This window comes from Micromonospora sp. WMMD734 (assembly GCF_049178975.1).
Taxonomy (GTDB): Bacteria; Actinomycetota; Actinomycetes; order Mycobacteriales; family Micromonosporaceae; genus Micromonospora; species Micromonospora wenchangensis.
Genome location: NZ_JBMHMK010000001.1, coordinates 3,130,541 through 3,154,212, shown reverse-complemented (window position 1 = coordinate 3,154,212; position 23,672 = coordinate 3,130,541). Strand labels below are relative to the sequence as shown.

At 73.8% G+C, this 23,672-nt stretch carries 23 protein-coding genes; 15 read left to right on the top strand and 8 right to left on the bottom strand.

Features of this window, described 5'->3' with window-relative positions; genetic code table 11:
- Positions 1 to 27: 27 nt before the first annotated feature.
- Positions 28 to 2,574, top strand: a complete 2,547-nt coding sequence (gene pheT, locus ACN267_RS13350; protein WP_421488817.1) for a phenylalanine--tRNA ligase subunit beta — start codon at positions 28 to 30, stop codon at positions 2,572 to 2,574.
- 55 nt (positions 2,575 to 2,629) lie between these two features.
- On the opposite strand, the gene ACN267_RS13345 is transcribed toward pheT, so the two are convergent.
- The gene (locus ACN267_RS13345) at positions 2,630 to 3,508 is read right to left on the bottom strand and encodes a Crp/Fnr family transcriptional regulator (RefSeq protein WP_281898835.1); all 879 of its coding nucleotides are present in this window, start codon (positions 3,506 to 3,508) and stop codon (positions 2,630 to 2,632) included.
- 171 nt (positions 3,509 to 3,679) lie between these two features.
- On the opposite strand from ACN267_RS13345, the gene ACN267_RS13340 reads away from it, so the two are divergent.
- The 3 genes from ACN267_RS13340 to ACN267_RS13330 are packed head-to-tail and all read left to right on the top strand — an operon-like array spanning position 3,680 to position 7,583.
- A complete protein-coding gene (locus ACN267_RS13340; RefSeq protein WP_281898833.1) occupies positions 3,680 to 4,498 on the top strand; it encodes a hypothetical protein in 819 nt (272 codons plus the stop codon).
- 59 nt (positions 4,499 to 4,557) lie between these two features.
- Positions 4,558 to 6,765, top strand: coding sequence for a hypothetical protein (locus ACN267_RS13335; RefSeq protein ID WP_421488816.1), 2,208 nt, complete (start codon positions 4,558 to 4,560; stop codon positions 6,763 to 6,765).
- The gene (locus ACN267_RS13330) at positions 6,762 to 7,583 is read left to right on the top strand and encodes a hypothetical protein (RefSeq protein ID WP_421488815.1); all 822 of its coding nucleotides are present in this window, start codon (positions 6,762 to 6,764) and stop codon (positions 7,581 to 7,583) included. The genes ACN267_RS13335 and ACN267_RS13330 overlap by 4 nt, the downstream gene beginning before the upstream one ends.
- 49 nt (positions 7,584 to 7,632) lie before the next feature.
- Here ACN267_RS13330 and ACN267_RS13325 read toward each other — a convergent pair whose 3' ends face one another.
- Complete coding sequence (locus tag ACN267_RS13325) at positions 7,633 to 9,366, bottom strand: beta-1,3-glucanase family protein (RefSeq protein ID WP_421488814.1); 1,734 nt, start codon at positions 9,364 to 9,366, stop codon at positions 7,633 to 7,635.
- Between the two features lie 217 nt (positions 9,367 to 9,583).
- Here ACN267_RS13325 and argC point away from each other — a divergent pair, with 217 nt between their 5' ends.
- From argC to argH, 7 genes are all read left to right on the top strand, one after another.
- The gene (gene argC, locus ACN267_RS13320; RefSeq protein WP_421488813.1) at positions 9,584 to 10,585 is read left to right on the top strand and encodes an N-acetyl-gamma-glutamyl-phosphate reductase; all 1,002 of its coding nucleotides are present in this window, start codon (positions 9,584 to 9,586) and stop codon (positions 10,583 to 10,585) included.
- 55 nt (positions 10,586 to 10,640) lie between these two features.
- Positions 10,641 to 11,813 carry a bifunctional glutamate N-acetyltransferase/amino-acid acetyltransferase ArgJ gene (argJ, locus tag ACN267_RS13315; RefSeq protein ID WP_281898823.1) on the top strand — a complete coding sequence of 391 codons (1,173 nt, stop codon included), beginning with the start codon at positions 10,641 to 10,643 and terminating at the stop codon, positions 11,811 to 11,813.
- On the top strand, positions 11,810 to 12,739 hold the full coding sequence (argB, locus tag ACN267_RS13310; RefSeq protein WP_281898822.1) for an acetylglutamate kinase: 930 nt from the start codon (positions 11,810 to 11,812) through the stop codon (positions 12,737 to 12,739). Before argJ ends, argB begins: the two co-directional genes overlap by 4 nt.
- A complete protein-coding gene (locus tag ACN267_RS13305) occupies positions 12,736 to 13,938 on the top strand; it encodes an acetylornithine transaminase (RefSeq protein WP_204961417.1) in 1,203 nt (400 codons plus the stop codon). The genes argB and ACN267_RS13305 overlap by 4 nt, the downstream gene beginning before the upstream one ends.
- Entirely contained in the window at positions 13,935 to 14,864 is a 930-nt protein-coding gene (argF, locus tag ACN267_RS13300) for an ornithine carbamoyltransferase (protein WP_204961418.1), read from the top strand. The genes ACN267_RS13305 and argF overlap by 4 nt, the downstream gene beginning before the upstream one ends.
- On the top strand, positions 14,861 to 15,370 hold the full coding sequence (locus tag ACN267_RS13295; protein WP_421488812.1) for an arginine repressor: 510 nt from the start codon (positions 14,861 to 14,863) through the stop codon (positions 15,368 to 15,370). The genes argF and ACN267_RS13295 overlap by 4 nt, the downstream gene beginning before the upstream one ends.
- Before the next feature lie 91 nt (positions 15,371 to 15,461).
- Positions 15,462 to 16,925, top strand: coding sequence for an argininosuccinate lyase (argH, locus tag ACN267_RS13290; protein WP_204961467.1), 1,464 nt, complete (start codon positions 15,462 to 15,464; stop codon positions 16,923 to 16,925).
- A gap of 59 nt (positions 16,926 to 16,984) precedes the next feature.
- On the opposite strand, the gene ACN267_RS13285 is transcribed toward argH, so the two are convergent.
- Together ACN267_RS13285 and ACN267_RS13280 are read right to left on the bottom strand one after the other, a co-directional pair.
- Positions 16,985 to 17,335, bottom strand: a complete 351-nt coding sequence (locus ACN267_RS13285) for an MmcQ/YjbR family DNA-binding protein (RefSeq protein WP_204961419.1) — start codon at positions 17,333 to 17,335, stop codon at positions 16,985 to 16,987.
- A gap of 396 nt (positions 17,336 to 17,731) precedes the next feature.
- The gene (locus ACN267_RS13280) at positions 17,732 to 18,139 is read right to left on the bottom strand and encodes a DNA-binding protein (protein WP_281898816.1); all 408 of its coding nucleotides are present in this window, start codon (positions 18,137 to 18,139) and stop codon (positions 17,732 to 17,734) included.
- Positions 18,140 to 18,235: 96 nt separating this feature from the next.
- Between ACN267_RS13280 and ACN267_RS13275 the strand changes: the two genes are divergently transcribed.
- Positions 18,236 to 18,841: a DNA-3-methyladenine glycosylase gene (locus ACN267_RS13275; protein WP_421488811.1), complete on the top strand. Its 606-nt coding sequence runs from the start codon at positions 18,236 to 18,238 to the stop codon at positions 18,839 to 18,841.
- A 91-nt stretch (positions 18,842 to 18,932) separates the two neighbouring features.
- On the opposite strand, the gene ACN267_RS13270 is transcribed toward ACN267_RS13275, so the two are convergent.
- A complete protein-coding gene (locus tag ACN267_RS13270) occupies positions 18,933 to 19,157 on the bottom strand; it encodes a type II toxin-antitoxin system HicA family toxin (RefSeq protein ID WP_204961421.1) in 225 nt (74 codons plus the stop codon).
- Positions 19,154 to 19,366, bottom strand: coding sequence for a type II toxin-antitoxin system HicB family antitoxin (locus ACN267_RS13265; RefSeq protein ID WP_421488810.1), 213 nt, complete (start codon positions 19,364 to 19,366; stop codon positions 19,154 to 19,156). Before ACN267_RS13265 ends, ACN267_RS13270 begins: the two co-directional genes overlap by 4 nt.
- A 180-nt stretch (positions 19,367 to 19,546) precedes the next feature.
- Here ACN267_RS13265 and ACN267_RS13260 point away from each other — a divergent pair, with 180 nt between their 5' ends.
- From ACN267_RS13260 to ACN267_RS13250, 3 genes are all read left to right on the top strand, one after another.
- A complete protein-coding gene (locus tag ACN267_RS13260; protein WP_421488809.1) occupies positions 19,547 to 19,879 on the top strand; it encodes a hypothetical protein in 333 nt (110 codons plus the stop codon).
- Positions 19,880 to 19,992: 113 nt separating this feature from the next.
- A complete protein-coding gene (locus tag ACN267_RS13255; protein WP_421488808.1) occupies positions 19,993 to 21,138 on the top strand; it encodes an LLM class flavin-dependent oxidoreductase in 1,146 nt (381 codons plus the stop codon).
- A complete protein-coding gene (locus ACN267_RS13250) occupies positions 21,135 to 21,761 on the top strand; it encodes an FMN reductase (protein WP_204961425.1) in 627 nt (208 codons plus the stop codon). The genes ACN267_RS13255 and ACN267_RS13250 overlap by 4 nt, the downstream gene beginning before the upstream one ends.
- Positions 21,762 to 21,799: 38 nt before the next feature.
- On the opposite strand, the gene ACN267_RS13245 is transcribed toward ACN267_RS13250, so the two are convergent.
- Positions 21,800 to 22,669, bottom strand: a complete 870-nt coding sequence (locus ACN267_RS13245; protein WP_421488807.1) for a universal stress protein — start codon at positions 22,667 to 22,669, stop codon at positions 21,800 to 21,802.
- A gap of 108 nt (positions 22,670 to 22,777) precedes the next feature.
- Positions 22,778 to 23,662 carry a universal stress protein gene (locus ACN267_RS13240; RefSeq protein ID WP_421488806.1) on the bottom strand — a complete coding sequence of 295 codons (885 nt, stop codon included), beginning with the start codon at positions 23,660 to 23,662 and terminating at the stop codon, positions 22,778 to 22,780.
- Between the last annotated feature and the right edge of the window lie 10 nt (positions 23,663 to 23,672).

Here is a 23,672-nt window from a genome sequence, read left to right as displayed (position 1 = left end):
CGAGTCACGGAGACGGTGGTCTGAGTCATGCGAGTTTCTGTCAGTTGGCTGCGGGAGTACGTCGACCTCCCCGTCGACCTGCCCACCGAGGACCTGGAACAGGCCCTGGTGGACCTCGGCATCGAGGTCGAGTCCGTGGTGGACCTGCGCCGTACGGTCACCGGTCCGCTGGTCGTCGGTGAGGTCCGCGAGATCGAGGAGCTGACCGGGTTCAAGAAGCCGATCCGGCACTGCCTGGTCGACGTGGGCACCGCCAACGGCACCGGCGAGTTGCAGCAGATCGTCTGCGGGGCGCGGAACTTCGCCCCCGGCGACCGGGTCGTGGTGATCCTGCCCGGCGGGGTGCTGCCCGGCGACTTCACCATCGGTGCCCGCAAGACGTACGGCCGGATGTCGGCCGGCATGATCTGCTCGGCGATGGAACTGGGCCTCGGCGACGACCACTCCGGCATCATCGTGCTGCCGCCGGACACCCCGGCCCGCCCCGGCGACGACGCCCGCCCGGTGGTGGGTCTCGACGACGTCGTGGTCGAGCTGGAGATCACCCCCGACCGGGGGTACGCGCTGAGCGTGCGCGGCATCGCCCGGGAGCTGGCGTACGCCCTCGGGGTGGCCTTCCGCGACCCGGGCCGGGTGCCCGCGCCGGCCGGTACGGCGCAGCCGGCGTACCCGGTGCAGGTGCGCGACACCGTCGGCTGCGACCGGTTCACCGCCCGGATGGTCCGGGGGGTCGACCCGACGGCGGCCACGCCCGGCTGGATGCGGCAGCGGCTCACCGTGGCCGGGGTGCGCAGCATCTCGCTGGCGGTGGACGTCACCAACTACGTGATGCTGGAACTGGGCCAGCCGATGCACGCCTTCGACGCCGACCGGATCACCGGCCCGCTGGTGGTGCGCCGGGCCGAGGCGGGCGAGAAGGTGACCACCCTGGACGGTGTGGTCCGCTCGCTCACCGCCGAGGACATGGTTATCTGCGACGACACCGGCCCGGTCTCGCTGGCCGCGGTGATGGGCGGCGAGACCAGCGAGGTGGTCGGCGGCACCACGAACGTGCTGCTGGAGGCCGCCCACTGGGACCCGGTGATGGTCGGCCGCACGGCCCGCCGGCACAAGCTGTTCAGCGAGGCGGCCAAGCGGTGGGAGCGGGGCGTCGACCCGGCGCTGCCGCTGGTGGCCCTGCAGCGCGCCGTCGAGCTGCTCACCACCCACGGTGGGGGCGAGGCCGGCGCGGAGATCCTCGACCTCGACCACGTCCGGCCGATGCGTCAGGTCGTCCTCCCGGTCGACCTGCCGTCGCGCCGGGTCGGGGTGGACTACTCCCCGCAGCGGGTGGTCGACCTGCTGGAGCAGGTGGGTTGCACGGTGATCCGGGGTGCCGACCGGCTGGCCGAGGACGCGGGCTCGGTCGCGACGACGGCCGGCGGCGGCGACGTGCTCACCGTCACCCCGCCGACCTGGCGGCCCGACCTCACCGACCCGGCCGACCTGGTGGAGGAGGTGGTCCGCCTCGACGGGTACGACCGGGTGCCGTCGGTGCTGCCCACCGCGCCCCCCGGCCGGGGGCTGACCTGGCAGCAGCGTCGCCGCCGGGCGGTGGCCCGCTCGCTCGCCGAGCGCGGCTACGTCGAGGTGCTGGCGCTGCCGTTCGTCGCCCCGGAGCTGGCCGACCAGCTCGGGCTGCCCGCCGACGACCCGCGCCGGCCGGCGGTACGGCTGGCCAACCCGCTGTCCGAGGAGGAGCCGCTGCTGCGCACGACCCTGCTCGGCCCGCTGCTGGGCATCCTCAAGCGCAACCTGGGCCGGGGTCACCGTGACCTGGCGCTCTACGAGATCGGGGCGGTGTTCCACCCGCGTCCCGGGGTGGGTGCGCCGCCGACCATGGGGGTGGACCGCCGGCCCACCGACGCCGAGTTCGCCGCCGCCGACGCGGTGGTGCCCGCCCAACCCCGGCACGTCGCGGTGGTGCTCACCGGGGACGTGGAGCCGGCCGGCTGGTGGGGGCCGGGCCGTGCCGCCGGTTGGGCCGACGCGGTGGAGGCCGGCCGGGCCGTGCTGGCCGCCGCCGACCTGCCGGCCGAGCGGATCGAGGTGCGGGCCGCCGAGCGGGCACCCTGGCATCCCGGCCGCTGCGCCGCGCTGCTGGTCGACGGGGAGGTGGTCGGTCACGCCGGTGAGCTGCACCCGGCGGTGCTGGCCGCGTTGGAACTGCCCCGCCGGACCAGCGCCATGGAACTCGACCTGGACGCCCTGCCGGCGGCCCCGGTGGTGTCCGCGCCGGCCGTGTCCGGGTTCCCCCCGGCGCTGATCGACGTGGCGTTGGTGCTGGACGACACGGTGCCGGCCGCCGACGTCCGGGCCGCGCTGGTCGAGGGGGCGGGCGAGCTGCTGGAGCAGGTCCGGCTCTTCGACGTGTACGCCTCGGAGTCGCTCGGCGCGGGTCGCCGGTCGCTGGCGTACAAGCTCACCTTCCGGGCACCGGACCGGACGCTGACCGTGGAGGAGGCGGTGGCCGCGCGGGACGCCGCCGTGGCCGTGGCCGCCCAGCGGTTCGGGGCGATCCTGCGGGGCGCCTGACCCGCACCGGCCTGACGACGGCCCCGATCCGGTCACCGGGTCGGGGCCGTCGCGGTCACACGTCGTCGGTGACCTCCCCGCACTCCCGGAGCCCCGCCAGGTCGCGAACCGTGATCCGCCGGTAGTCGGTCTCCACCAACCCGTCGGCGCGCAGTTCCCGCAGCGCCTTCTGGATGGAGGTCTCGGCCGCGCCGCAGATGGTGGCGAGTTCCGGCTGGGTCAGGCGGACGTCGATGACCACCGCGTCGCGGTCCTGCCGGCCGTGCGAGCGGCACAGCTCGGCCACCACCCGGGCCACCCGGATCTTCACCGGGTACGACGAGAAGTCGATCCGCCGACGGTTGGACCAGCGCAACCGGTCGGAGACCATGGCGGCCAGTTCGAGGGCGGCGTCCGGATGGTCGCGCAGGAAGGTCTTGAACTGCGCCGGCTGGATGACGCTGTACCGGGTGGGGCCGCAGGTGGTCACCGTCGCCGACCGGGGACGGTCGTTGAGCGCCGACATCTCACCCACCAGGTCACCGCCGACCCGTAGCGCCAGCAGGGCGGTCCGCCCGTCGGGCAGGGACGCGGTGACCTTCGTCAGGCCGTCCTCCAGCAGCACCAGGTGCGCCTCGTGGTGGCCCTCGTGAATGACGATCTGCCCGGCGGGCACCTGCCGGCGCACACCGGTGGCCAGCAACGCGTCCCGTACCGGGCGGTCGAGCCGTTGCAGGAAGGTCCCGTACGGCCAGTCGCCGTCGGGTCGGACGTGGGGTTGCCGCATCAGCACCGGCATCCTCCTCAGCAGACGAGAGGTGCCGAAGCGTATCCGGGCCGACACGGTTCGCACCGCCCCGCTGCGGGCCGCGAGGGTCTCGACGACCACCAGGGCCAGGATCACGGGCGGGGAGAGCCCGAGCGCCAGGAGCAGTTCGGTCAGGTTCGTCCACATGCTCCCAGCAGATCCGAGCCGGCCTAGCACGACATCTGTCCACGATGGGATGACCGGATGCCGACAGTCCCGGCGATGCCGTACTTCTAGGGGGTTTGCGCCCGGCGGGACCGATTCCATGGGCACGGTGGTGCCCGCTCGCCGAGCGGGCTGACGACGAAGGGTGTACCGATGCGACATCCCGAACGGCGTCTGCTGATCTCTGTGGACATGGAACGGTACAGCCGGCGCAGCAATCTTCAGCAGTACGAGGCACAACAGAACTTCCGTACGCTCCTGCACGCGGCGGCGACCGACGTGGGCCTGGACCGGGTCACCTGGATCACCCAGCAGGCCGGTGACGGTGAGCTGGCGATCCTGCCCCGCGACGTGCCGGAGTCCCGGGTGATCGGCCGGTTCGTGCCGGAGCTGAACCGGCGGCTGCGCGCGTTCAACAGCGACCGGACGCCACCCGCGCAGATCCGGCTGCGGGTGGCCGTGCACCAGGGCCTGGTGCACCTGGACGGCGCGAACGGCTTCCCCGGCCACGCCGTCGTGCACGTCTGCCGGCTCTGCGACGCCAAGCCGGTGCGCCAGGCGCTGGCCGCGTTCCCCGACGCGGGCGTGGCGCTGGTCGTCTCGACGCAGATGTACCGCGAGGTGGTCTGCGAGTACCCGGAGGAGATGCGGCCGGAGCGGTTCCGCCGGATCGAGGTCGAGCACCCGGAGAAGGAGTTCCGGGAGCCGGCCTGGCTCTACGTGGTCGACGAGGACATGTCGTCGTGGCCGTCGCCGCAGGAGCCGCCGTCGCCCACCGGGGAACCGCCTCCGGCCGGGTCGGACACCGGGGCGGGCGCGGCCCGGCCGGACACCGGAGCCGGCCCGGCCGGGCCCGGCATCCGCACCGGCGACATCCGGGTACGCGGACAGAACGCCATCGGCCCCAACGCCACGGCCATCGGATCGGTCGGACGCGACGTCGTGTTCGGCGGCGAGGGCGGCGGCCGATGAGGGAGACGTCGGATTCGTGGGAACCGGCGGACCCGGACGGCGGGGGACAGCCACCGCCGGTGGACGTCCCGTCGGACGCTCCCCACGACGACGGGCGCTGGTCGGACGAGGCCACGGCCGGCTGGTCCGAGGCGACGGACGCGCCCTCGGGGCAGCCCGCCGCCGAGGACGAGCCGGAGGAGGCACCGGACCCGACGGCAGTCCTGGCCCGCCTCACCGCGCTGCTCGGTGTCCCGGCGGGCATCGGGGTCGGTGACGTACGGGTCCGGGGTCAGAACGCGACCGGCCCGGGGGCGACGGCGATCGGCACCGTGAACATCACCACGGCGACCGTGGGGGCGGGCGGCCGGACCTGGTCCGAGACGCTCAGCGGCACCTGGGTCCGGCAGTTGGCCGACGGATACGCCCCCGCGCCGAGCGACCAGCGGCTCGACCGGCAGCTCAAGCTCCGTCACCTGGTCTGCCTCAGCGGTGCCGACGGTACGGGTCGACACACCGCCGCCTGCCTGGCGTCGGCCCGTCGGTACGGCTACGACCGGGTGGGGGTGCTCGACGCGGAGCACCTGTCGGACCTGTTGGGCACCGACGCCCCGGTACGGTCCGGCCACGGTTACACGCTGGCGCTCGGCGAGGAGGCGGTCCGGGACCTGGACGGCATGACCCTGGTGGGCCTGTCGGCGAGGCTGGAAGCCACCGGAAGCAGCCTGGTGCTGGTCGGTGACTTCGAGCGCCGGGAACAGGAGTTCGCGGGGCATCTGGTGCCCCACCGCCCGGCGGCCCCGGCGGAGGTGTTCCGGGCCCAACTCCGCCGGTTGTTGCGGGGGCAGTGCGTCGGCTGGTGCGTCGACGGCTGCACCGGAGACTGCGTCGACGTGTACGTCGAGGAGGAGTGCGTCCCGCATCCGCTGCTCGCGGCCCACCTGGCCGGCGGTCCGCGCGCCGCTGAGGTCGTCCGGCTGGCGGAGCTGATCGCCCAGGCGCCGCCACGCGCCGGCGACCTGACCGAGCGGCTGGAACGACTGCTCCCCCGGCAGTTGCGGGAACGCGCCAGACGGGTGCTCGCCGTCGAGGACGACGGCGTCGAGGGGGCGTCCCGGTGGGACGTCGACCAGCGGCGGGCGTTCCGGTTGTCGTGCGCGGTGCTGGCCGGGCAGTCCGTGGTCGAGGTCCAGGCGGCGGCCGGACGGCTGCTCGCCGCGCCGGTGCCGGGCGACGACGGTACGACGGCCCCGGCACCTGTGGGGTTCCTGGGCGGGGTGGTGGACCTGCTGCTCGGCCCGGTACTGCGGCAGGCCGTCGTTCTGGTCGACGACGACCGGCTCCACGGCGGGCGGCGGATCGAGTTCGCGCCCGGCAACGACCAGCTGCGGACCAGCCTGCTGGAGGTCGCCTGGTCGGACTGGTGGCTGCCGGAGCACTTGCTCGGGTGGCTCGCGACCCTGGTGCGGACGGGCAATCCGGGTGTCCGGGAGGCCGCCGCGGGAGCGGTCGGCTGGTCGGCCCGGCACGGGGTGCGGGTCGCGTTGGAGACGGTGGACCGGCTGGCCCGGGAGCGCCGTGCCGGCGTTCGGCAGGCCGCCGCCATCGCGCTGGTCGCCATGGCCATGCAGCCGGAGCTGCGGCAACGGGTGCGTACGGAGTTGGACCGGTGGGCGTCGAGCGGACCGGCCCACCTGCGTGACACGGTGGCCCGCGCCTACGCGTTGGGGCTGGCCCGGCTCTGGCCGGACACCGCCCTGCTGCATCTGCGGCAGATCGCCCGGGCGCGGATGCAACGGTGGCACCACTCGGTGGTGCGCGGCCTGGTGGAGGTGCACACCGCCGGTCACCAGGCGACCGTGCTGCCGGCCCTGGCCCAGTGGACCCGCGCGGAGGATCCGGAGGTGTGGCTGCACGCCGGGCGGGCGTTGCGCCAGCTCGCCGACCGGTGGGCACCCGCGCCCCGGGAGCACTGGCCGGAACTGCTCGATCTGGCCCGGGTCGGGACCGTGTCGATGACCGACCTGGCCGACTGCTGGGCCAATGCGCTCAGCCTGCCCACGACCGCCTACCGCTCGTGGCGCACGCTCGGCTTCTGGCTGAACCGGGCCGACGGCCATCCCGAGGTCGCCGCCTACTGCCTGGAGCTGCTCGGGCTGGTGGTGGCGGGTCGGGCGCCGCTGCGGCACCGACTGGACCACCAGCTGCGTCACGTCTGGAAACCCCTGATGCCCCGCAACACCCTGCTCGACGACGTACGCCGACTCACCGACGAGGACCACTCATGAACGGGTACTCCAGCACCACCGCCGGCACCCAGGTGCCGGTGCCGCAGCGCCGCTCCTGGTGGCAGGGTCTGTTTGGCACGCCGGTGCCTCCGGTGCCGACGCCGCCACCACTGCCACCGGCACCGGTCACGGTGTCGTTCCGGCAGGACGCCCCGCAGCCGTTGCTGGTGCCGGCGAAGGGGGACGCCTTCGACTTCCGGGTGTACCCCGTGTATGTCTGGACCGGCCGGCGGATGACGTTCGAGGAGCTGAAGTACCGCGCCGAGCGGTATCTCGACTGGGCCGGCGGGATCGTCCGGGAGCGGGTCGTCGACGTGTCGCGGGAGTTCGAGCCGCACCGCTCACACGAACTGGAGCGGGTGCTCAACGACCGGCTCGCCGGGCAGCGGTGGCCGGCGAACGAGTCGTTGCCGCAGTTCACCGCCCACGTCCGGGTCAGCCCCGACGAGCGGGTACGCGACCGGCTGCGGCCGTACTGGGAGGAACGGATCAGGCTGGAGTGTGAGCACGAGTTGCACAAGATCCGGGCCCGGCACGTCGACGATCTGACCCGCCGGTGGTGCGCGGTGCTCCAGGCGTTGGAGGCCGATCCGGTGACGATGCACGCGGCACGGCTGACCGGCGAGCAGTTCGCCGAGGTGTTCCGCCGTTACGTCGACGAGCGCCGGGCGACGGTGCCGGAACTGGTGACCCTGCTCCGGGAGGCGGTCCGGGGGCACCACGACCTCAATCTGGGCCCGTCGGAGTACACCGAGGCATGGGACGTCGCGCTGCGGACGTACGAGCGCGAGCACGGGCTCGTTCAGCGGACCGGCTGAGCGGGGGCGTCTTCCGGAGGCGGCCCGGCCTCCGGAAGACGCCGTACGGTCAGCTGGTGAAGGGCAGCACGACGCGGGAGGCGTCGCCGACGCCGAGGGTGGTCGGGGTGCCGCCGATGGCGTTCCAGACCTGCACGGTCACCGTCCCGCCCCGTAGGTTGCCGAGGCTGCCGGTGGCTGAGCGCAGCCCCTGGGTCTGCCGGTAGCGCTCGACGCCGGGCACCGGGTCGGTGGCGAAGTAGGCGTACGTCTCGACCCGGTCGGCGGTGCCGTCGCCGGTGAGGTCGTACGACACCCGGGCCTGGACGCCGTCGCCGACGGCGGTGCCGGCGTCGACGGCCAGGTCGAAGGTGGTGGCTGCGCCGGTCCAGGTGCCGGTGAGCCCACGGGCGGTGAAGACCCGGGCGTTGGTGGGGGTGCCGTCGTGGTTGCCGTTCGCCGCCGCCAGGGTGACCGTGCCGGCGGGTCCGGTGGTGCCGGCCAGGGTGCCGTCGGCCTGGAGATGGCGGGTCGCGTTCCACGGCTGGCCGGGGGACGGGGTCTGGCTGGCGGTCGGGGTCGGGCTGGCGGTGGGCGTCGGGGCGGTCGTGCCGGTGAACGGGGTGAGGGTGAGGCCGGCGGCGCGCGGGTCGCCGTCGTGCACCAGGGACTCCTGGGCGAGCACGTCGTCGAAGGCGAAGCCGTACGCCCGGCCGTCGACCATGTGCTGGTGGATGATCCGCGAGTAGTGGTTGGTCAGCGTGCCCCGGTAGAAGTCGGCCGGGCCGCCGCCGGGCTGCGTGGTGATGGTGTCGAGGGTGGTGCGGTGCAGGGCGGCGCAGAGCGTCCGGGCGATCGGCCCGACCACCTGGTCGTTGGGGGCGGCGAGGGTCCCGTCGCAGTCCCACACGTCGGAGCTGGTGGGCCTGGTGAAGGTGGCGACCTGTCGGCCGGCCGGGTCGGTGAACGTCATCGTGGTGCCGGCGGTACGCCCGAGGTAGCGCACGTCGGGCCGGTCGGTGAACGGGGTGACGGTCAGCGTCCGGGTGGTGTAGGAGCGCCAGGCCGCGTCGATGTACGGGTCGAGGTAGCCGGAGGCGAACCGGCCGGCGTCGACGGCCTTGCCGGGGGAGAGCACCCGCAGCACCGTGCCGTCGGACCGGGTCTGCACGGTGTCCGCCCAGCCGGGCTGGGCGCGGACGGCGTCGATGACGGCCTGCCGGCCGCCGTTGACGAGTTGGCCGGCCCGCCGGGTGGTGCCGCTCGCGCCGGTGACGCTGACCGCGTGCGGGACGGCGAACATGTCGACCTGGGTGCTGTTGAGCCAGAGTCCGGCATCGTTGTAGGTGAACTCGGACCAGTCGAACAGGATGTCGCGGTTGGGGTCGCCGGCGGCCCAGGGGGCTGGCTGGACCAGGCCGTCCGGGGTCAGTGAGAAGCGCAGCTTCTGGCCGAAGGAGAAGTAGACCCGGCCGGAGAGGCCACGGGGGACCCGTAGCGTGACGGAGCCGCCGTTGGCGGGTCCGGCGATCGCGACGTCGGGGGCGGGGGTGGGCGGTTGGCCGCCGGCCGGCCAGGGGGTGAAGACGCCCCCGGCGGTCACGTAGCCGAGCCGGCCGGAGGCGAGGTCGACGCCGAGGAGGTAGAGGTGGACGGCCTCCGCCCGGCCGGTGCTGTTGGTGACCGTCAGCGGGAGCGGGGACGGTCCGACGGCGCGGGTGGGCGCGGTGGTGAGGCCGAGGGTGGTGACGCCGGCGATCACGATCGCGGCGAGGGCGGTGGCCCAGCTTCTCGGGGTACGCAAGGACGGCTCCTTCGGCCGGGCCGCAAGCGGCAGGCGGGTGGTTTGTGGCTGATGGGCGACTAGAGAGCGCTCTCTCAGCATGGCCAAGACCCTCATGGCTGTCAATGCACGTGAGTGGTCCAGGTCACTTCTTCATGTCCATGCAGTAGGCTGTATTAACTTGCACAGAAGGTCGGTGGGTCGCTAACCTTCTCTGCATAGTCATGCGGAGGTTGGAATGGGTATCCGAGTTGCGGTCGCCGGGGCGAGTGGTTACGCCGGGGGCGAGCTGCTGCGCCTGATCGCCGGTCATCCCGAGTTCGACCTGGTCGCGGCCACCGCGCACCGCCAGGCCGGTGCGCCGGTCACCGCCGTACACCCGCAGCTCGCGGGGTTGGACCTGACGTTCGCGGCGACCGACCCGGCGACGCTGGCCGACGCGGACCTGGTCTTCCTGGCCCTGCCGCACGGCGAGTCGGCGGCGCTCGCCGCCGGGCTGCCGGAGTCGGTGCGGGTGGTCGACCTCGGTGCCGACCACCGGCTGCGCGACGCCGACGCCTGGTCCCGGTACTACGGCGGCCCGCACGCCGGGGCGTGGACGTACGGTCTGCCGGAGCTGCCCGGCCAGCGCGCGGCGATCGCCGGGGCGACCCGGGTCGCCAACACCGGCTGTTACGCCGTCGCCATCACGCTGGCCCTCGCGCCGCTGATCGCCGCCGGTGCGGTCGCGCCGGCCGACGTGGTCGTGGTGGCCGCCTCCGGCACCTCCGGCGCCGGTCGGGCCGCCAAGGCGCACCTGCTCGGCAGCGAGGTGATGGGGGACCTGTCGCCTTACAAGGTCGGTGCCCACCAGCACGTTCCGGAGATCAAGCAGGCTACCGGCGCGACCGGGCTGTCGCTGACCCCGGTGCTGGCCCCGATGCCGCGTGGCATCCTCGCCACCGTCACCGCCGTGCCCACCGGCGACGCCGACCCGCGTGCGGTGCTCGCCGACGCGTACGCCGACGCGCCGTTCGTGCACCTGCTGCCCGAGGGGGCGTGGCCGCACACCGCCGCGACCGCCGGGGCGAACTCCTGCCACCTCCAGGCCACCGTCGACGTCGACTCCGGCCGGGTGATCGTGGTCAGCGCCATCGACAACCTCGGCAAGGGCGCCGCCGGCCAGGCGGTGCAGAACGCCAACCTGATGCTCGGCCTGCCCGAAACCACCGGCCTGTCTACTTTCGGAGTTGCCCCGTGAGCGCGAGGAGCGCAGCGCAGCGGAGCCCCGCAGTCGCGAACGAAAGGTTAGTCCAGTGACTGTCACCGCCCCTCGGGGCTTCCGTGCGGCCGGTGTCGCGGCCGGGTTGAAAAGCGGCGGGGCCACCGACGTCGCCCTGGTCGTCAACGACGGTCCGGACGCCGGGGTGGCCGGCGTGTTCACCACCAACCGGGTCAAGGCCGCGCCGGTGCGCTGGACGCAGCAGGTCGTCCGGGGCGGCGTGGTCCGCGCGGTGGTGCTGAACTCCGGTGGCGCGAACGCCTGCACCGGCCCGGCCGGTTTCCAGGACACCCACGCCACCGCCGAGCACACCGCCGCCGCGCTCACCGCGTCCAGCCCCCGGCTGCGGCTCGGTGCCGGTGACGTGGCGGTCTGCTCGACCGGGCTGATCGGCGAGCGGTTGCCGATGGACAAGCTGCTGCCGGGGGTGCGTACCGCGATCCGGGCGTTGGCCCGCGACGGCGGTCCGGCCGCCGCCGAGGCGATCATGACCACGGACACCCGGCCGAAGACCACCGTCGCCCGGGGCGCCGGGTGGAGCGTGGGCGGGATGGCGAAGGGCGCGGGCATGCTCGCCCCCGGCATGGCCACCATGCTGTGCGTGCTGACCACCGACGCGGTGGCCGGGCCGGAGCTGCTGGACGCGGCGTTGCGGGCGGCCACCCGGGTCACCTTCGACCGGGTCGACTCCGACGGCTGCATGTCCACCAACGACACGGTGCTGCTGCTGTCCAGCGGGGCGTCCGGGGTGGAACCCGACGAGGCGGAGTTGACCGCCGCCGTCACCGCGGCCTGTCACGACCTGGCCCAGCAGTTGGTGGCCGACGCCGAGGGGGCGACCAAGGAGGTCGCCATCGAGGTGGTCGGTGCCGCCGACGAGGACGACGCGGTCGAGGTGGGCCGTTCGGTGGCCCGCAACAACCTGGTCAAGACGGCGTTGTTCGGCAATGACCCGAACTGGGGGCGGATCCTGGCCGCGGTCGGCACCACGGCCGCCGCGTTCGACCCGGACGCGGTGGACGTGGCGGTCAACGGGATCTGGGTGTGCCGTTCCGGTGCCGCCGCCGAGGACCGGTCCAAGGTCGATCTGACCGGCCGGGACGTCACCATCCGGATCGACCTGCACGCCGGCGCGGCGGCGGCCACGATCTGGACCAACGACCTGTCGCACGCGTACGTGCACGAGAACTCGGCGTACTCGACATGAGCCTGTCCGCGGATCTCACCCGGGCCCAGGCGAAGGCCGAGACGCTGATCGAGGCGCTGCCCTGGCTGGCCCGGTTCTCCGGGGCCACCGTCGTGGTCAAGTACGGCGGCAACGCGATGGTCGACCCGACCCTGCAACGGGCCTTCGCCGCCGACATGGTCTTCCTGCGGTACGCCGGGCTCAAGCCGGTCGTGGTGCACGGCGGCGGCCCGCAGATCTCGGCGATGCTCGGCCGGCTCGGCATCGCCAGCGAGTTCAAGGGTGGCCTGCGGGTCACCACGCCGGAGGCGATGGACGTCGTCCGGATGGTGCTGGTGGGCCAGGTCGGCCGGGAACTGGTCGGCCTGATCAACGCGCACGGGCCGTTCGCCGTGGGCCTGTCCGGCGAGGACGCCGGCCTGTTCACCGCCGTGCGCCGGCCCGCCTGGGTCGACGGCGAGGCGGTCGACGTGGGCCAGGTGGGTGACGTGGAGTCGGTGGACGTCTCGGCGGTGACCGACCTGATCGCCGCCGGCCGGATCCCGGTCATCTCGACCGTCGCGCCGGACGCCGACGGGGTGCTGCACAACCTCAACGCCGACACCGCCGCCGCCGCGCTGGCGATCGCCCTGGAAGCCCGCAAGCTGGTCGTCCTCACCGACGTGGCCGGCCTGTACGCCGACTGGCCGGACACCGCCAGCCTGGTCAGCGAGATCGGCACCGACGCGTTGGCGAAGCTGTTGCCGTCCCTGGAGGCGGGGATGGTGCCCAAGATGGAGGCCTGCCTGCGGGCGGTGCGCGGGGGAGTGCCCGCCGCGCACGTCGTCGACGGCCGGGTCGCCCACTCCACGCTGCTGGAGGTCTTCACCTCGGAGGGGTTCGGCACGATGGTCGTCGACACCCCGACCGGGTCCACCACCAACCAGGAAGGCACGGTCGGTTCATGAGCACGCTGGTGGAACGCTGGCGGCAGTCCATGATGGACAACTACGGCACCCCGCCGCTGGCGCTGGCCTCCGGTTCGGGCGCGGTCGTCGTCGACGAGGCCGGCCGGGAGTACGTCGACCTGCTCGGTGGCATCGCGGTCAACTCCCTCGGGCACGCCCACCCCGCCGTGGTGGCCGCCGTGTCCAAGCAGGTCGCCACCCTCGGTCACGTCTCCAACCTGTTCGTCGCCGAACCCCCGGTGGCGCTGGCGGAACTGCTGCTGGCGCTGGCCGGCCGGCCGGGCCGGGTGTTCTTCGCCAACTCCGGCGCGGAGGTCAACGAGGCCGCGTTCAAGCTGTCCCGGCTCACCGGCCGGTCGCACGTCGTCGCCACCGTCGGCGGTTTCCACGGCCGGACCATGGGGGCCCTGGCGTTGACCGGCCAGCCGGCGAAGGCCGACCCGTTCCGCCCGCTGCCCGGCGACGTCGACCACGTCCCGTACGGCGACGTGGCGGCGCTGGCGGCGGCCGTCACCGACGCGACGGCGATGGTGATCCTGGAGCCGGTGCAGGGCGAGAACGGGGTGGTCGTCCCGCCGCCCGGCTACCTGGCCGAGGCGCGGCGGATCACCACCCGGCACGGGGCCCTGCTGGTCCTCGACGAGGTGCAGACCGGCATCGGGCGCACCGGGTACTGGTTCGCCCACCAGGCCGAGGGGGTCGAACCGGACGTCGTCACCCTGGCCAAGGGGCTCGGCGGCGGGTTGCCGATCGGCGCCTGCCTGGCCTTCGGCCGGGCCGCCGAGCTGCTGCGCGCCGGGTCGCACGGCACCACCTTCGGCGGCAACCCGGTGAGCTGCGCCGCCGCCCTGGCAGTGGTTTCCACGATCGCCAGCGAGGGGCTGCTCGACCACGTCAAGCGCATCGGCGAACGGCTGCGCCGGGGCGTCGAGGCGCTGGGCCACCCACTGGTCACCGAGGTACGCGGGGCCGGGCTGCTGCTCGGCATCGTGCTCGCCGCGCCGGTCGCCGGCCCGGTGGCCGAAGCGCTGCGGTCGGCGGGGTTCCTGGTCAACCCGGTCCAGCCGGGGGTGATCCGGCTCGCCCCGCCGCTGGTGCTCACCGCCGGGCAGGTCGACGCGTTCCTGGCCGCCCTCCCCGCCGCCCTCGACGCCGCCACCCCCAACCCCACCCCGACCCCGACGGAGACCCGCACATGATCCGGCACCTGCTGGCCGACGACGACCTCACCCCGGCCGAACAGTCGGCCGTGCTCGACCTGGCGGCCCGGATGAAGGCCGACCGGTTCGGGTTCACCCCGCTGGCCGGGCCGCGTTCGGTAGCGGTCCTGTTCGACAAGCAGAGCCTGCGGACCAGGATCTCCTTCGACGCCGGCATCGCCGAACTCGGCGGCCATCCGCTGGTGGTGGACACCCAGGTCACCCACTTCGGGCGGGGCGAGACGCTCGGCGACGCCGGCCGGGTGCTGTCCCGCTACGTCGCGGCCATCGTGCTGCGCACCCATGGCGACGACCGGATCGCCGAGGTGGCGGAGCACGCCACGGTGCCGGTGGTCAACGCGCTGACCGACGGCTACCACCCGTGCCAGCTCCTGGCCGACCTGCTCACCGTCCGCGAGCACTGCGGCGGCACCGCCGGGCGGACCCTGGCGTACGTGGGGGACGCGGCGAACAACCTGTCGCACTCGTACCTGCTGGCCGGGGCGACCGCCGGGATGCACGTGCGGGTCGCCGGGCCGGCCGGGTTCCAGCCCGATCCGGGGGTGCTGGACCGGGCCGGGAAGATCGCCGCCGGCACCGGCGGGTCGGTGCGGGCGCTGGTCGACCCGGTGGAGGCGGTCCGGGACGCCGACGTGGTCGCCACCGACACCTGGACCTCGATGGGGCAGGAGGACGACGGGCTGGACCGGATCACCCCGTTCCTGCCGTACCAGGTGAACGCCGCGCTGCTCGGCCACGCCCGGCCGGACGTGAAGGTGCTGCACTGCCTGCCCGCGCACCGGGACGAGGAGATCACCAGCGAGGTGCTCGACGGCCCGCACAGCGTGGTCTTCGACCAGGCGGAGAATCGGCTGCACGCCCAGAAGGCGCTGCTGACCTTTCTCCTGGAGGCCTCCTCATCATGACCGCGCCGACCCGCGCCGCCCGGCACGCCCGCATCGTCGAGTTGATCAGGGCCAGGGCGATCCGTTCCCAGACCGAGCTGGCCGACCTGCTGGCCGCCGACGGGGTGCAGGTCACCCAGGCCACCCTCTCCCGGGATCTGGAGGAGTTGGGTGCGGTGAAGGCCCGGGGCGGTGACGGGCGGGCCGGCTACCTGATCCCCGAGGACGGCCACCGGCCGCTGCGTGACGCCGAGGCGGCCCCCGCCCGGCTGATCCGGCTGCTGCGGGAACTGCTCAACGGGGTCGACTCCAGCGGCAACATCGCGGTGCTGCGTACCCCGCCGGGCGCGGCGCACTACCTGGCCAGCGCGGTGGACCGGGCGGGCCTGTCCGAGGTGGTCGGCACCATCGCCGGTGACGACACCATCCTGGTGGTGGCCCGGGAGGCCGACGGCGGGGCCGCGCTGGGTGAGAAGCTCGCCGGGTGGGCCCGCCGCGACGACGGCGGCGAGACGAACACCCCGTGACCTGTCGGGTCACGGGTTCACAGCTGACGGACGGGCCGGCGGCGGGGGCGTGTACCCCACCGTCGGGGAGCGAAAGGTGAGCACTGCCAGAATGAGCGGCGTGGACGACAAGAGCCTGACCGAGAACAGCGCCGCGACGAACCGGACGAGTCTGTGGGGTGGCCGGTTCGCCGGTGGCCCCGCCGAGGCCCTGGCGCGGCTGTCGGTGAGCGTCCAGTTCGACTGGCGTCTCGCCCCGTACGACATCGCGGGTTCCCGGGCGCACGCCCGGGTGCTGGCCGGCGCGGGGCTGCTCGACCCCGACGAGCTGGGGCGCATCCTGGCCGCGTTGGACGACCTGGAGGCGGCCTGCGCGTCCGGGCAGTTCCGCCCGACGATCGACGACGAGGACGTGCACACCGCGTTGGAGCGGGGTCTGCTGGAGCGGCTGGGCAGCCTCGGCGGCAAGCTGCGCGCGGGCCGCTCCCGCAACGACCAGGTCGCCACCGACCTGCGGCTGTATCTGCGGGATCACGCCCGGGGGGTGGCGGCACGGCTGGTCGAGCTGGCCGAGGCCCTGGTGGAGCAGGCGGAACGGCACGTCGACACGGCCGCGCCGGGGATGACCCACCTCCAGCACGCCCAGCCGGTCACCTTCGGGCACTGGCTGCTGGCCCACGTCCAGCCGTTGCTGCGGGACCTGGAGCGGCTGCGCGACTGGGACCACCGTACGGCGGTCAGCCCGCTCGGCGCGGGTGCGCTGGCCGGGTCGGGCCTGCCGCTGGACCCGGTGGTGGTGTCCAAGGAACTGGGCTTCCGGACGTCGTTCGCCAACTCGATGGACGCGGTCGCCGACCGGGACTTCGTCGCCGAGTTCCTCTTCGTCACCGCGCTGGTCGGGGTGCACCTGTCCCGCCTCGGCGAGGAGGTGGTGCTCTGGACGTCGCACGAGTTCGGCTGGGTGGAGCTGGACGACGCGTTCGCCACCGGGTCGTCGATCATGCCGCAGAAGAAGAACGCGGACATCGCCGAGCTGGCCCGGGGCAAGTCCGGCCGGCTGGTCGGCGGGCTGATGAGCGTGTTGACGATGCTCAAGGGCCTGCCGCTGGCCTACGACCGGGACATGCAGGAGGACAAGGAGCCCGCGTTCGACGCGGTCGACACCCTGGAGCTGCTGCTGCCGGCGCTGGCCGGGATGATCTCCACGATGACCGTCCGGGTGGACCGCCTGGTCGCCGCCGCGCCGGTGGGCTTCTCGCTCGCCACCGAGATCGCCGACTGGCTGGTCCGGCGCAACGTGCCGTTCCGCGACGCGCACGAGATCACCGGCAAGCTGGTGGCGCTCTGCGCGGCCCGGGACTGCGCCCTCGACGAGGTCTCCGACGCTGATCTGGCGGCGGTCAGCGAGCACCTCGACCCGTCGGTCCGTGACGTGCTGTCGGTCCGGTCGGCGTTGGCCGCCCGGATCACCCCCGGCTCCACCGGCCCCGGTCCGGTCGCCGACCAGCTCGCCGCCGCGTCCGACCAGCTCACCGGCTGGCGGGAGTGGGCCGCCGAGCGGGTCGTCCCCCGCTGAGCTGACCCGCGCCGGTCGTCCGTCGTCCCCTGCTGCGGGGCACGGACGACCGGGCGTGGTCAGGCGGGGCGTTCGCGGCGGGGCAGCTTCGCCACCACCGCCTCGTACGAGCCGTCGACCGCCTCGACCAGTTCGTCGTCGGGGATGGCGCCGCCCAGGTCGAGCGCGTTCCAGCCGGAGCGGCCGACGTACGGCATCGGTCGGGCGTCGGCGGGGAACCGGTGCAGCCACTCGTCGGCGACCTCGCGGCTCGGGCCGCACTTCACCCCGACCCGGGCGGTGCCGTCGGGTGCGCCGAGGAACGCGAAGATCCGGCTGCCCACCTTCACCACCTCGTCGCCCTCCCAGGGCCGGTCCAGCCAGGCCCCCGGCTTGCCGAGGCAGTACGCCAGCATCTCCTCGCGGGTCACGGTGTCCTCCCGGTGCGGTGGTGGTCGGCCCAGTCTCCCCGAACCGGCCCCCTCCGGCCGGTCGACCGACCTGGCCGTTGTCGCCGCGTCGCCGGTGGCGGAGGGAAGGTCATCACGGTAGGTGACCAGGGCTCCGTGACCACGGTGAGTGACCTCTGCTCCTCGGACACCCACATCCCTTCGTGTCCTTTGCTCTGCTGCCCTTTCCGCGACACCCGCTTGACCTGCGGATGTCGCTGGAGCTGAGGCGGCAGTCCGGAACAGCAGTCGTTACTCAGGGTGTCTGTCGCGTCGAGGTCAGCAGAGCAAAGCGTCGCAGCGGGGACGGCGGCGGCGGCCAGCGAACTACTCCCAGTAGTGGAGTGGTGGCCGGGGTTGACATCGTCGCGTCGACGGTCAGGTGGTCCGGCTGACCAGGCGTTCGTAGCGCTGCCGGGCGGCCTGTGCGCTGCCCAGGCCGAGGCCGTGGCCGATCGTCTGCCAGGTCAGTCCCCGGGCCCGTGCCGTCGTCAGCAGGCCCGCCTCCAGCGTGTCGAGTTCGGCCCGCAGGTGTGGCAGCAGGGTCAGCGCAGCCATCAGGTCGGCGCCGTCGACGGGCTCCTCGTCGGTGTCCGGCACGATCCCGCCGGCGGCGAGCGCGGTGACCACGCAGACCGCCTCCCACGGGTCGGCGAGGTGCGGGTTGGTGTGCCGGCGGCGTCGGGCATCGGTGTCGGCGTGCCGCTCGCTGAGCCGGTGCAGTGCGGCGTAGGTCCGTTCGGCCCGGGCGCGGCTCGCGTCGGGTGCGGTGAAGGCGTCGCTCATCACCCCATCCCAAACCATCAACGAAGCGTTGTCAACGAAACGTTCAAAGGTCCTCGTCGGTTTGCCGATCTTCGCCCGGTGGCGTTACCTGGACCGGTGGACTACCCGTGGCTGCACGCCCCCGCCGCCGAGGTCGCCGAGACGGCGCGCACCCTGCTCGGCTGGGAGCTCGCCGCCGGCGGCGTCCGGGTCAGGCTGACCGAGGTCGAGGCGTACGCGGGCACCGGTGAGGACCCGGCGTCGCACGCCCACCGGGGCCCCACCCCCCGGACCACTGTGATGTTCGGCCCGGCCGGGCACGCCTACACGTACTTCGTGTTCGGCATGCACTGGTGTCTCAACATCGTCTGCGGCCGGGACGGTGAGGCGGCGGCCGTCCTGGTGCGGGCCGGTGAGGTGGTCGACGGGTTGCCGACCGCCCGTGCCCGTCGGGGCGACGTCGCCGACCGGGACCTGGCCCGGGGGCCCGCCCGGCTGGCCGTCGCGCTCGGCGTCACCGCGTCGGCGAACGGCACCTGCGTGCTCGACGGGAGCGGCCCCCTGCTGCTGAGCCCACCCACCCGCCCGGTCGCCCGGGCCGAGGTCTCCGCCGGCCCCCGGGTCGGGGTGGCCGCCGCCCACGACGTGCCCTGGCGGTTCTGGATCACCGGCGATCCGACGGTCAGCCCCTACCGCCGGCACGTACCCCGACGTCGCACCTGACCGGCAGATCCGGGTCGGGAAAGCCCAGCGCGGTGAGAGGACTGCCGGTGCTGGGCGAACCTCGCCCGGTTCCGGGTGGAGGGGCGAAGGGCTAGCTGATCAACTGCTCGAACTCCGCTGCCGTCAATCCCGCCTGACGGAGGATGGATGCGAGGGTGCCCCGTTTGATCGTGCTGTGGTTCGGAACCACCACCACGTTTCCTGCGGAGTCGCGGTACACGGCATGGCTGCCCCGAGTTCGGACGTGATCGAACCCGGCCTTGGCGAGTCCGGCGATGACCTTGCGGAGCGGCAGATCGGCCAGCGCCGGACTCACGCGGCTTTGCCGACCTGGAAGGAGGTGACCAGAGGGGTTGCCTCGATGGCGGGCTGCGCGACCTCCTCAAGGTACGCCTCGACGGCCTCCCGCAGGTTGACCAGTGCCTCGTCGACCGACCCGCCCTGGCTCGCCACGTCCAGTTCCAGGCAGCGGGCGACGTACCAGTCGTCTTCCTGATGGACAGCGGCCGTGAACGTTCTCACCATTTCCACCCTCCCAGAACACCGGTCCGTGCTCATCCTACGAGCCCGGCGGACATTTCCGTGCGTCGCCGACCCGCTGACGGCGTGCCGCAGTTCTTCCGTCGTCGCAACAAGGCGGGGGCGCCCGGTCATGGCGAAGTTGGTTAGCATTCGCGCGCAACCATGACCCTGGAGGTGGTCTGGATGGACTCACACGAGGCTGGAGTGCTGGTCGGTCGGCTGGCCTGCGTGGTCATTCCGCTGCTGGCGATGCTGGTGCTGGCCGCGGTGGTTGTGGTGGCGGTGCAGCTGGCCCGCCGCCGGCCGACCCCGCCCGGGCCACCCCCGGCGGCCCCGTCCTGGCCCCCGCCCGGCCCGGCCGGGTACGGCCCGCCCGCCGCGCCGTCGCACCCCACGCCGCCGGCCACCGGTTCCGCCGGGGACACTCCGCCGGCCCCCGCCGGTCCGCCGTCGGGCGCATCGGACCAGCCCGGCCCGGGTACGCCCCCGGAGGGGGAGCGACCGCCGGCGGGGTGACCGGGGCCACCCCGGGCGTGGTCGCCGCCGGAATAGTTGACGCTGCAACTATGTTGTGCGCGACGTCCGGGTACCACGAACGGTCCCGGTATCTCAGACGCGAGGAGCTGGTCATGCAGTTCGGAGTCTTCACCGTCGGCGATGTCACGGTCGACCCGACCACCGGACGGGAGCCGACCGAGCACGAGCGGATCAAGGCGATGGTGGCGATCGCCCTCAAGGCCGAAGAGGTCGGTCTCGACGTCTTCGCCACCGGTGAGCACCACAACCGCCCGTTCGTCCCCTCCTCGCCGACCACCATGCTGGGGCACATCGCCGCCCGTACCGAGCGGCTGCTGCTGTCCACCTCGACCACGTTGATCACCACCAACGACCCGGTGAAGATCGCCGAGGACTACGCCATGCTCCAGCACCTGGCCGACGGCCGGGTGGACCTGATGATGGGGCGCGGCAACACCGGGCCGGTCTACCCGTGGTTCGGGCAGGACATCCGCAACGGCATCCGGCTCGCCATCGAGAACTACGAGCTGCTGCACCGGCTGTGGCGCGAGGACGTCGTCGACTGGCAGGGCAAGTTCCGCACCCCGTTGCAGTCGTTCACCTCGACCCCGCGCCCGCTCGACGACGTGCCGCCGTTCGTCTGGCACGGCTCGATCCGCAGCCCCGAGATCGCCGAGCAGGCTGCGTACTACGGTGACGGCTTCTTCGCCAACCACATCTTCTGGCCCAAGGAGCACACCCAGCGGATGGTCGGCCTCTACCGGCAGCGCTTCGCCCACTACGGCCACGGCTCGCCCGAGCAGGCCATCGTCGGGCTCGGCGGCCAGGTGTTCATGCGGCGCAACTCGCAGGACGCGGTACGCGAGTTCCGGCCGTACTTCGACAACGCGCCGGTCTACGGGCACGGGCCGTCGCTGGAGGAGTTCACCCGGGAGACCCCGCTGACCGTGGGCAGCCCGCAGCAGGTCATCGACCGTACCCTCGGTTTCCGCGAGTACGTCGGCGACTACCAGCGGCAGCTGTTCCTGCTCGACCACGCGGGGCTGCCCCTGAAGACGGTGCTGGAGCAGCTCGACCTGCTCGGCGAGGAGGTCGTACCCGTGCTGCGCAAGGAGTTCGACGCGCTGCGCCCGGCGCACGTGCCGGTCGCGCCCACCCACGCCTCGCTGGTCGCCGCCCGCGACGCCGCCGGCAAGGCGGCCACCGGAGCGGCCGACGCCGGTGACCTGGCCGGGGCCGGGGCGGAGGGCCGGCGATGACCCGCCGCACCCTGGCCGTGGTGTCGGCGGGACTGAGTCAGCCGTCGTCCACCCGGCTGCTCGCCGACCAGCTCGCCGCGGCGGCCCGCGACGAGCTGGTCCGGCGCGGCGACGAGGTGGAGCTGCGGGTGGTGGAGCTGCGCGACCACGCCCACGACGTGGTGAACAACCTGCTCACCGGCTTCCCGTCGACCGAGCTGCGGGCCGCCCTGGACGCGGTCACCGGCGCCGACGGCATCGTCGCGGTCACGCCGATCTTCAACGCGTCGTACAACGGGCTGTTCAAGTCCTTCTTCGACGTGGTGGACGCCCAGGCGCTGGTCGACCGGCCGGTGCTGATCGGCGCGACCGGCGGCACCGCCCGGCACTCCCTGGCCCTGGAACATGCCGTCCGGCCGATGTTCGGCTACCTGCGGGCGGTGGTGCTGCCGACGTCGGTCTTCGCCGCGCCGGAGGACTGGTCCGGCGGCACCGCCGAGGGGGCGCTGCGGTCCCGCATCCAGCGGGCCGGCCGGGAGTTGGCCGACCAGGTCGACAGGCGGCCACCGGCTACCGGCCCGGCCGACCCGTTCGCCCTCACCACCGACTTCGCCGAACTCCTCGGCGGCGGTCGGGAGGACTGACCCGCCCCGCGTCCCCGGCCGGCGGGCCGGGCGACCACTCACCGGTACGGGTGGGCCACCAGCACCGGGCAGTGGGCGTGCTGCACCACCGCCTGGCTGACCGAACCCAGCAGCAGGCCGGTGAAACCACCCCGCCCCCGGGTGCCGACGGCCAGCACCGACGCCGTCGCGCTCGCCTCGACCAGGCCCTGCGCCACCCCGACCGCCCGGACCGGATGTTCCCGCAGCACCACGTCCGGGTGGTCGGCGCGTACGGCGGCGGACGCCTCGGCGAGCAGCCGCACCGCGTGCGCCCGGTAGCCGGCCTCGGCCTGCTCCGCGTCGGCTCCGTCCCGCTCCGGCGGGGTGGGGCCGACGTGCACCAGCACCAGCGGGACCCCCCGCCGGACGGCCTCGGCGGCGGCCTGGTCGGCGGCCACCCCGGCGGCCGGCGAGCCGTCCACGCCCACCAGCACCGGCCCGTCCATCGCGATCGGCTGAGCCTCCGGCCGGACCACCAGCACCGGGCAGTACGCGTGCGCGGCGACCTGCGCGCCGACCGAGCCGAGCAGCAACCCGGTGAACCCGCCCAGGCCCCGGCTGCCCACCACCACCAGGCCGGCCCGGCGGGACTCCTCGACCAGCGTCGCGCCCGCCCCACCGGCGATCTGCCGCGCCTGCACGGTCAGCCCCGACCACCTGTCGGCCAGCTCGGCGGCGGTCCGCTCCAACATCCGCTGCGCCTCCTCCGACGGCGCGGGCACCCCCAGGTCGTACGGGTTCAGCGGGACGCCGTACCCGAGCGGGTGCAGGTAGCCGTGCACCAGGTGCAGGGGTGCGCCGCGCAGCACCGCCGCGTGGGCGGCCTGCTCCGCGGCGGCCAGGCTGGCCGGCGATCCGTCCACCCCCACCACTACCGGTCGGTTCATCGGCCCTCCCAGGATCGGTTCAGCCCTCGTTGCCGGTCCGACCCATTGTCGACGTGCCGGCCCGTCCGCGCCGGCAGGTGACCCGACCGGGCGTGCCGCCACCTGCGGTCAGGCCGCCGGGCGTCGGACGATCACCAGTGGGCCGTGCCCGTGGTGCAGCACCGCGTGGCTGACCGAACCGAGCAGCACCCCGCCCAGGGCACCGCGGCCGTGCGCGCCGACGACGGTGAGCTGGGCCGACGCCGACGCCTCGACCAGCACCCGGGCCGCCGCGCCGGGCACCAGCCGCCGGGTCACCGGCACGTCCGGATAGCGTTGCGACCAGCCGGCCAGCGCCTCGGCGAGCACCCGTTCCTCCTCGGCGGCGAGCGCCTCCACGTCGTAGACCAGTGGCAGCACGTCACCCGGGCCGATCGGTGCCGGGGTCAGCCAGGCGTGTACGGCCAGCAGCCCGGTGTCGCGCTGCGCCGCCGCGGCGAAGGCGAACCCGAGCGCCTCGGTGGACAGCGCCGACCCGTCCACCCCGACCAGCACCGGGCCGTCGGCCCGTGGTTCACCCCGGACCACCAGCACCGGGCAGTCGGCACGGGCCGAGACCTGCACCGCCACGGAACCGATCAGCAGCCCGGCGAAGCCGCCCAGCCCCCGGGTGCCGAGCACCACCAGCGCCGCGTCGCGGGCCTCGCGCAGCAGTACCGGGGTCGGCGCCCCGTCGCACAGGTACCCGGTGACGGTCAGCTCCGGGGCGATCTTGCCGGCTTCGGCGACCGCCTCGGTGACGATCCGTTCCGCCTCGTTACGCAGCCCGCCGTCGGGCGGTCCGACGGGCGCGGGGCCGAGCGGGACGCCGAAGAGCGGCCAGATGAACGCGTGCACCACCCGCAGTGGGCGGTTGCGGGCGACGGCCTCCCGGGCGGCCACCCCGACCGCGTCCAACGCCGATCGGGAACCGTCCACACCCACCACGACGGGGGCACCGGCTCTGTTGGTCATCACGTCCTCC

Excerpts from the sequence above, each read along its gene's own strand:
- pheT (WP_421488817.1), top strand. The coding sequence starts at position 28 with ATGCGAGTTTCTGTCAGTTGGCTGCGGGAGTACGTCGACCTCCCCGTC.
- ACN267_RS13345 (WP_281898835.1), bottom strand. The coding sequence starts at position 3,508 with ATGTGGACGAACCTGACCGAACTGCTCCTGGCGCTCGGGCTCTCCCCG.
- ACN267_RS13340 (WP_281898833.1), top strand. The coding sequence starts at position 3,680 with ATGCGACATCCCGAACGGCGTCTGCTGATCTCTGTGGACATGGAACGG.
- ACN267_RS13330 (WP_421488815.1), top strand. The coding sequence starts at position 6,762 with ATGAACGGGTACTCCAGCACCACCGCCGGCACCCAGGTGCCGGTGCCG.
- argC (WP_421488813.1), top strand. The coding sequence starts at position 9,584 with ATGGGTATCCGAGTTGCGGTCGCCGGGGCGAGTGGTTACGCCGGGGGC.
- argB (WP_281898822.1), top strand. The coding sequence starts at position 11,810 with ATGAGCCTGTCCGCGGATCTCACCCGGGCCCAGGCGAAGGCCGAGACG.
- ACN267_RS13305 (WP_204961417.1), top strand. The coding sequence starts at position 12,736 with ATGAGCACGCTGGTGGAACGCTGGCGGCAGTCCATGATGGACAACTAC.
- argF (WP_204961418.1), top strand. The coding sequence starts at position 13,935 with ATGATCCGGCACCTGCTGGCCGACGACGACCTCACCCCGGCCGAACAG.
- ACN267_RS13295 (WP_421488812.1), top strand. The coding sequence starts at position 14,861 with ATGACCGCGCCGACCCGCGCCGCCCGGCACGCCCGCATCGTCGAGTTG.
- argH (WP_204961467.1), top strand. The coding sequence starts at position 15,462 with ATGAGCGGCGTGGACGACAAGAGCCTGACCGAGAACAGCGCCGCGACG.
- ACN267_RS13280 (WP_281898816.1), bottom strand. The coding sequence starts at position 18,139 with ATGAGCGACGCCTTCACCGCACCCGACGCGAGCCGCGCCCGGGCCGAA.
- ACN267_RS13265 (WP_421488810.1), bottom strand. The coding sequence starts at position 19,366 with ATGGTGAGAACGTTCACGGCCGCTGTCCATCAGGAAGACGACTGGTAC.
- ACN267_RS13260 (WP_421488809.1), top strand. The coding sequence starts at position 19,547 with ATGGACTCACACGAGGCTGGAGTGCTGGTCGGTCGGCTGGCCTGCGTG.
- ACN267_RS13255 (WP_421488808.1), top strand. The coding sequence starts at position 19,993 with ATGCAGTTCGGAGTCTTCACCGTCGGCGATGTCACGGTCGACCCGACC.
- ACN267_RS13250 (WP_204961425.1), top strand. The coding sequence starts at position 21,135 with ATGACCCGCCGCACCCTGGCCGTGGTGTCGGCGGGACTGAGTCAGCCG.
- ACN267_RS13245 (WP_421488807.1), bottom strand. The coding sequence starts at position 22,669 with ATGAACCGACCGGTAGTGGTGGGGGTGGACGGATCGCCGGCCAGCCTG.
- ACN267_RS13240 (WP_421488806.1), bottom strand. The coding sequence starts at position 23,662 with ATGACCAACAGAGCCGGTGCCCCCGTCGTGGTGGGTGTGGACGGTTCC.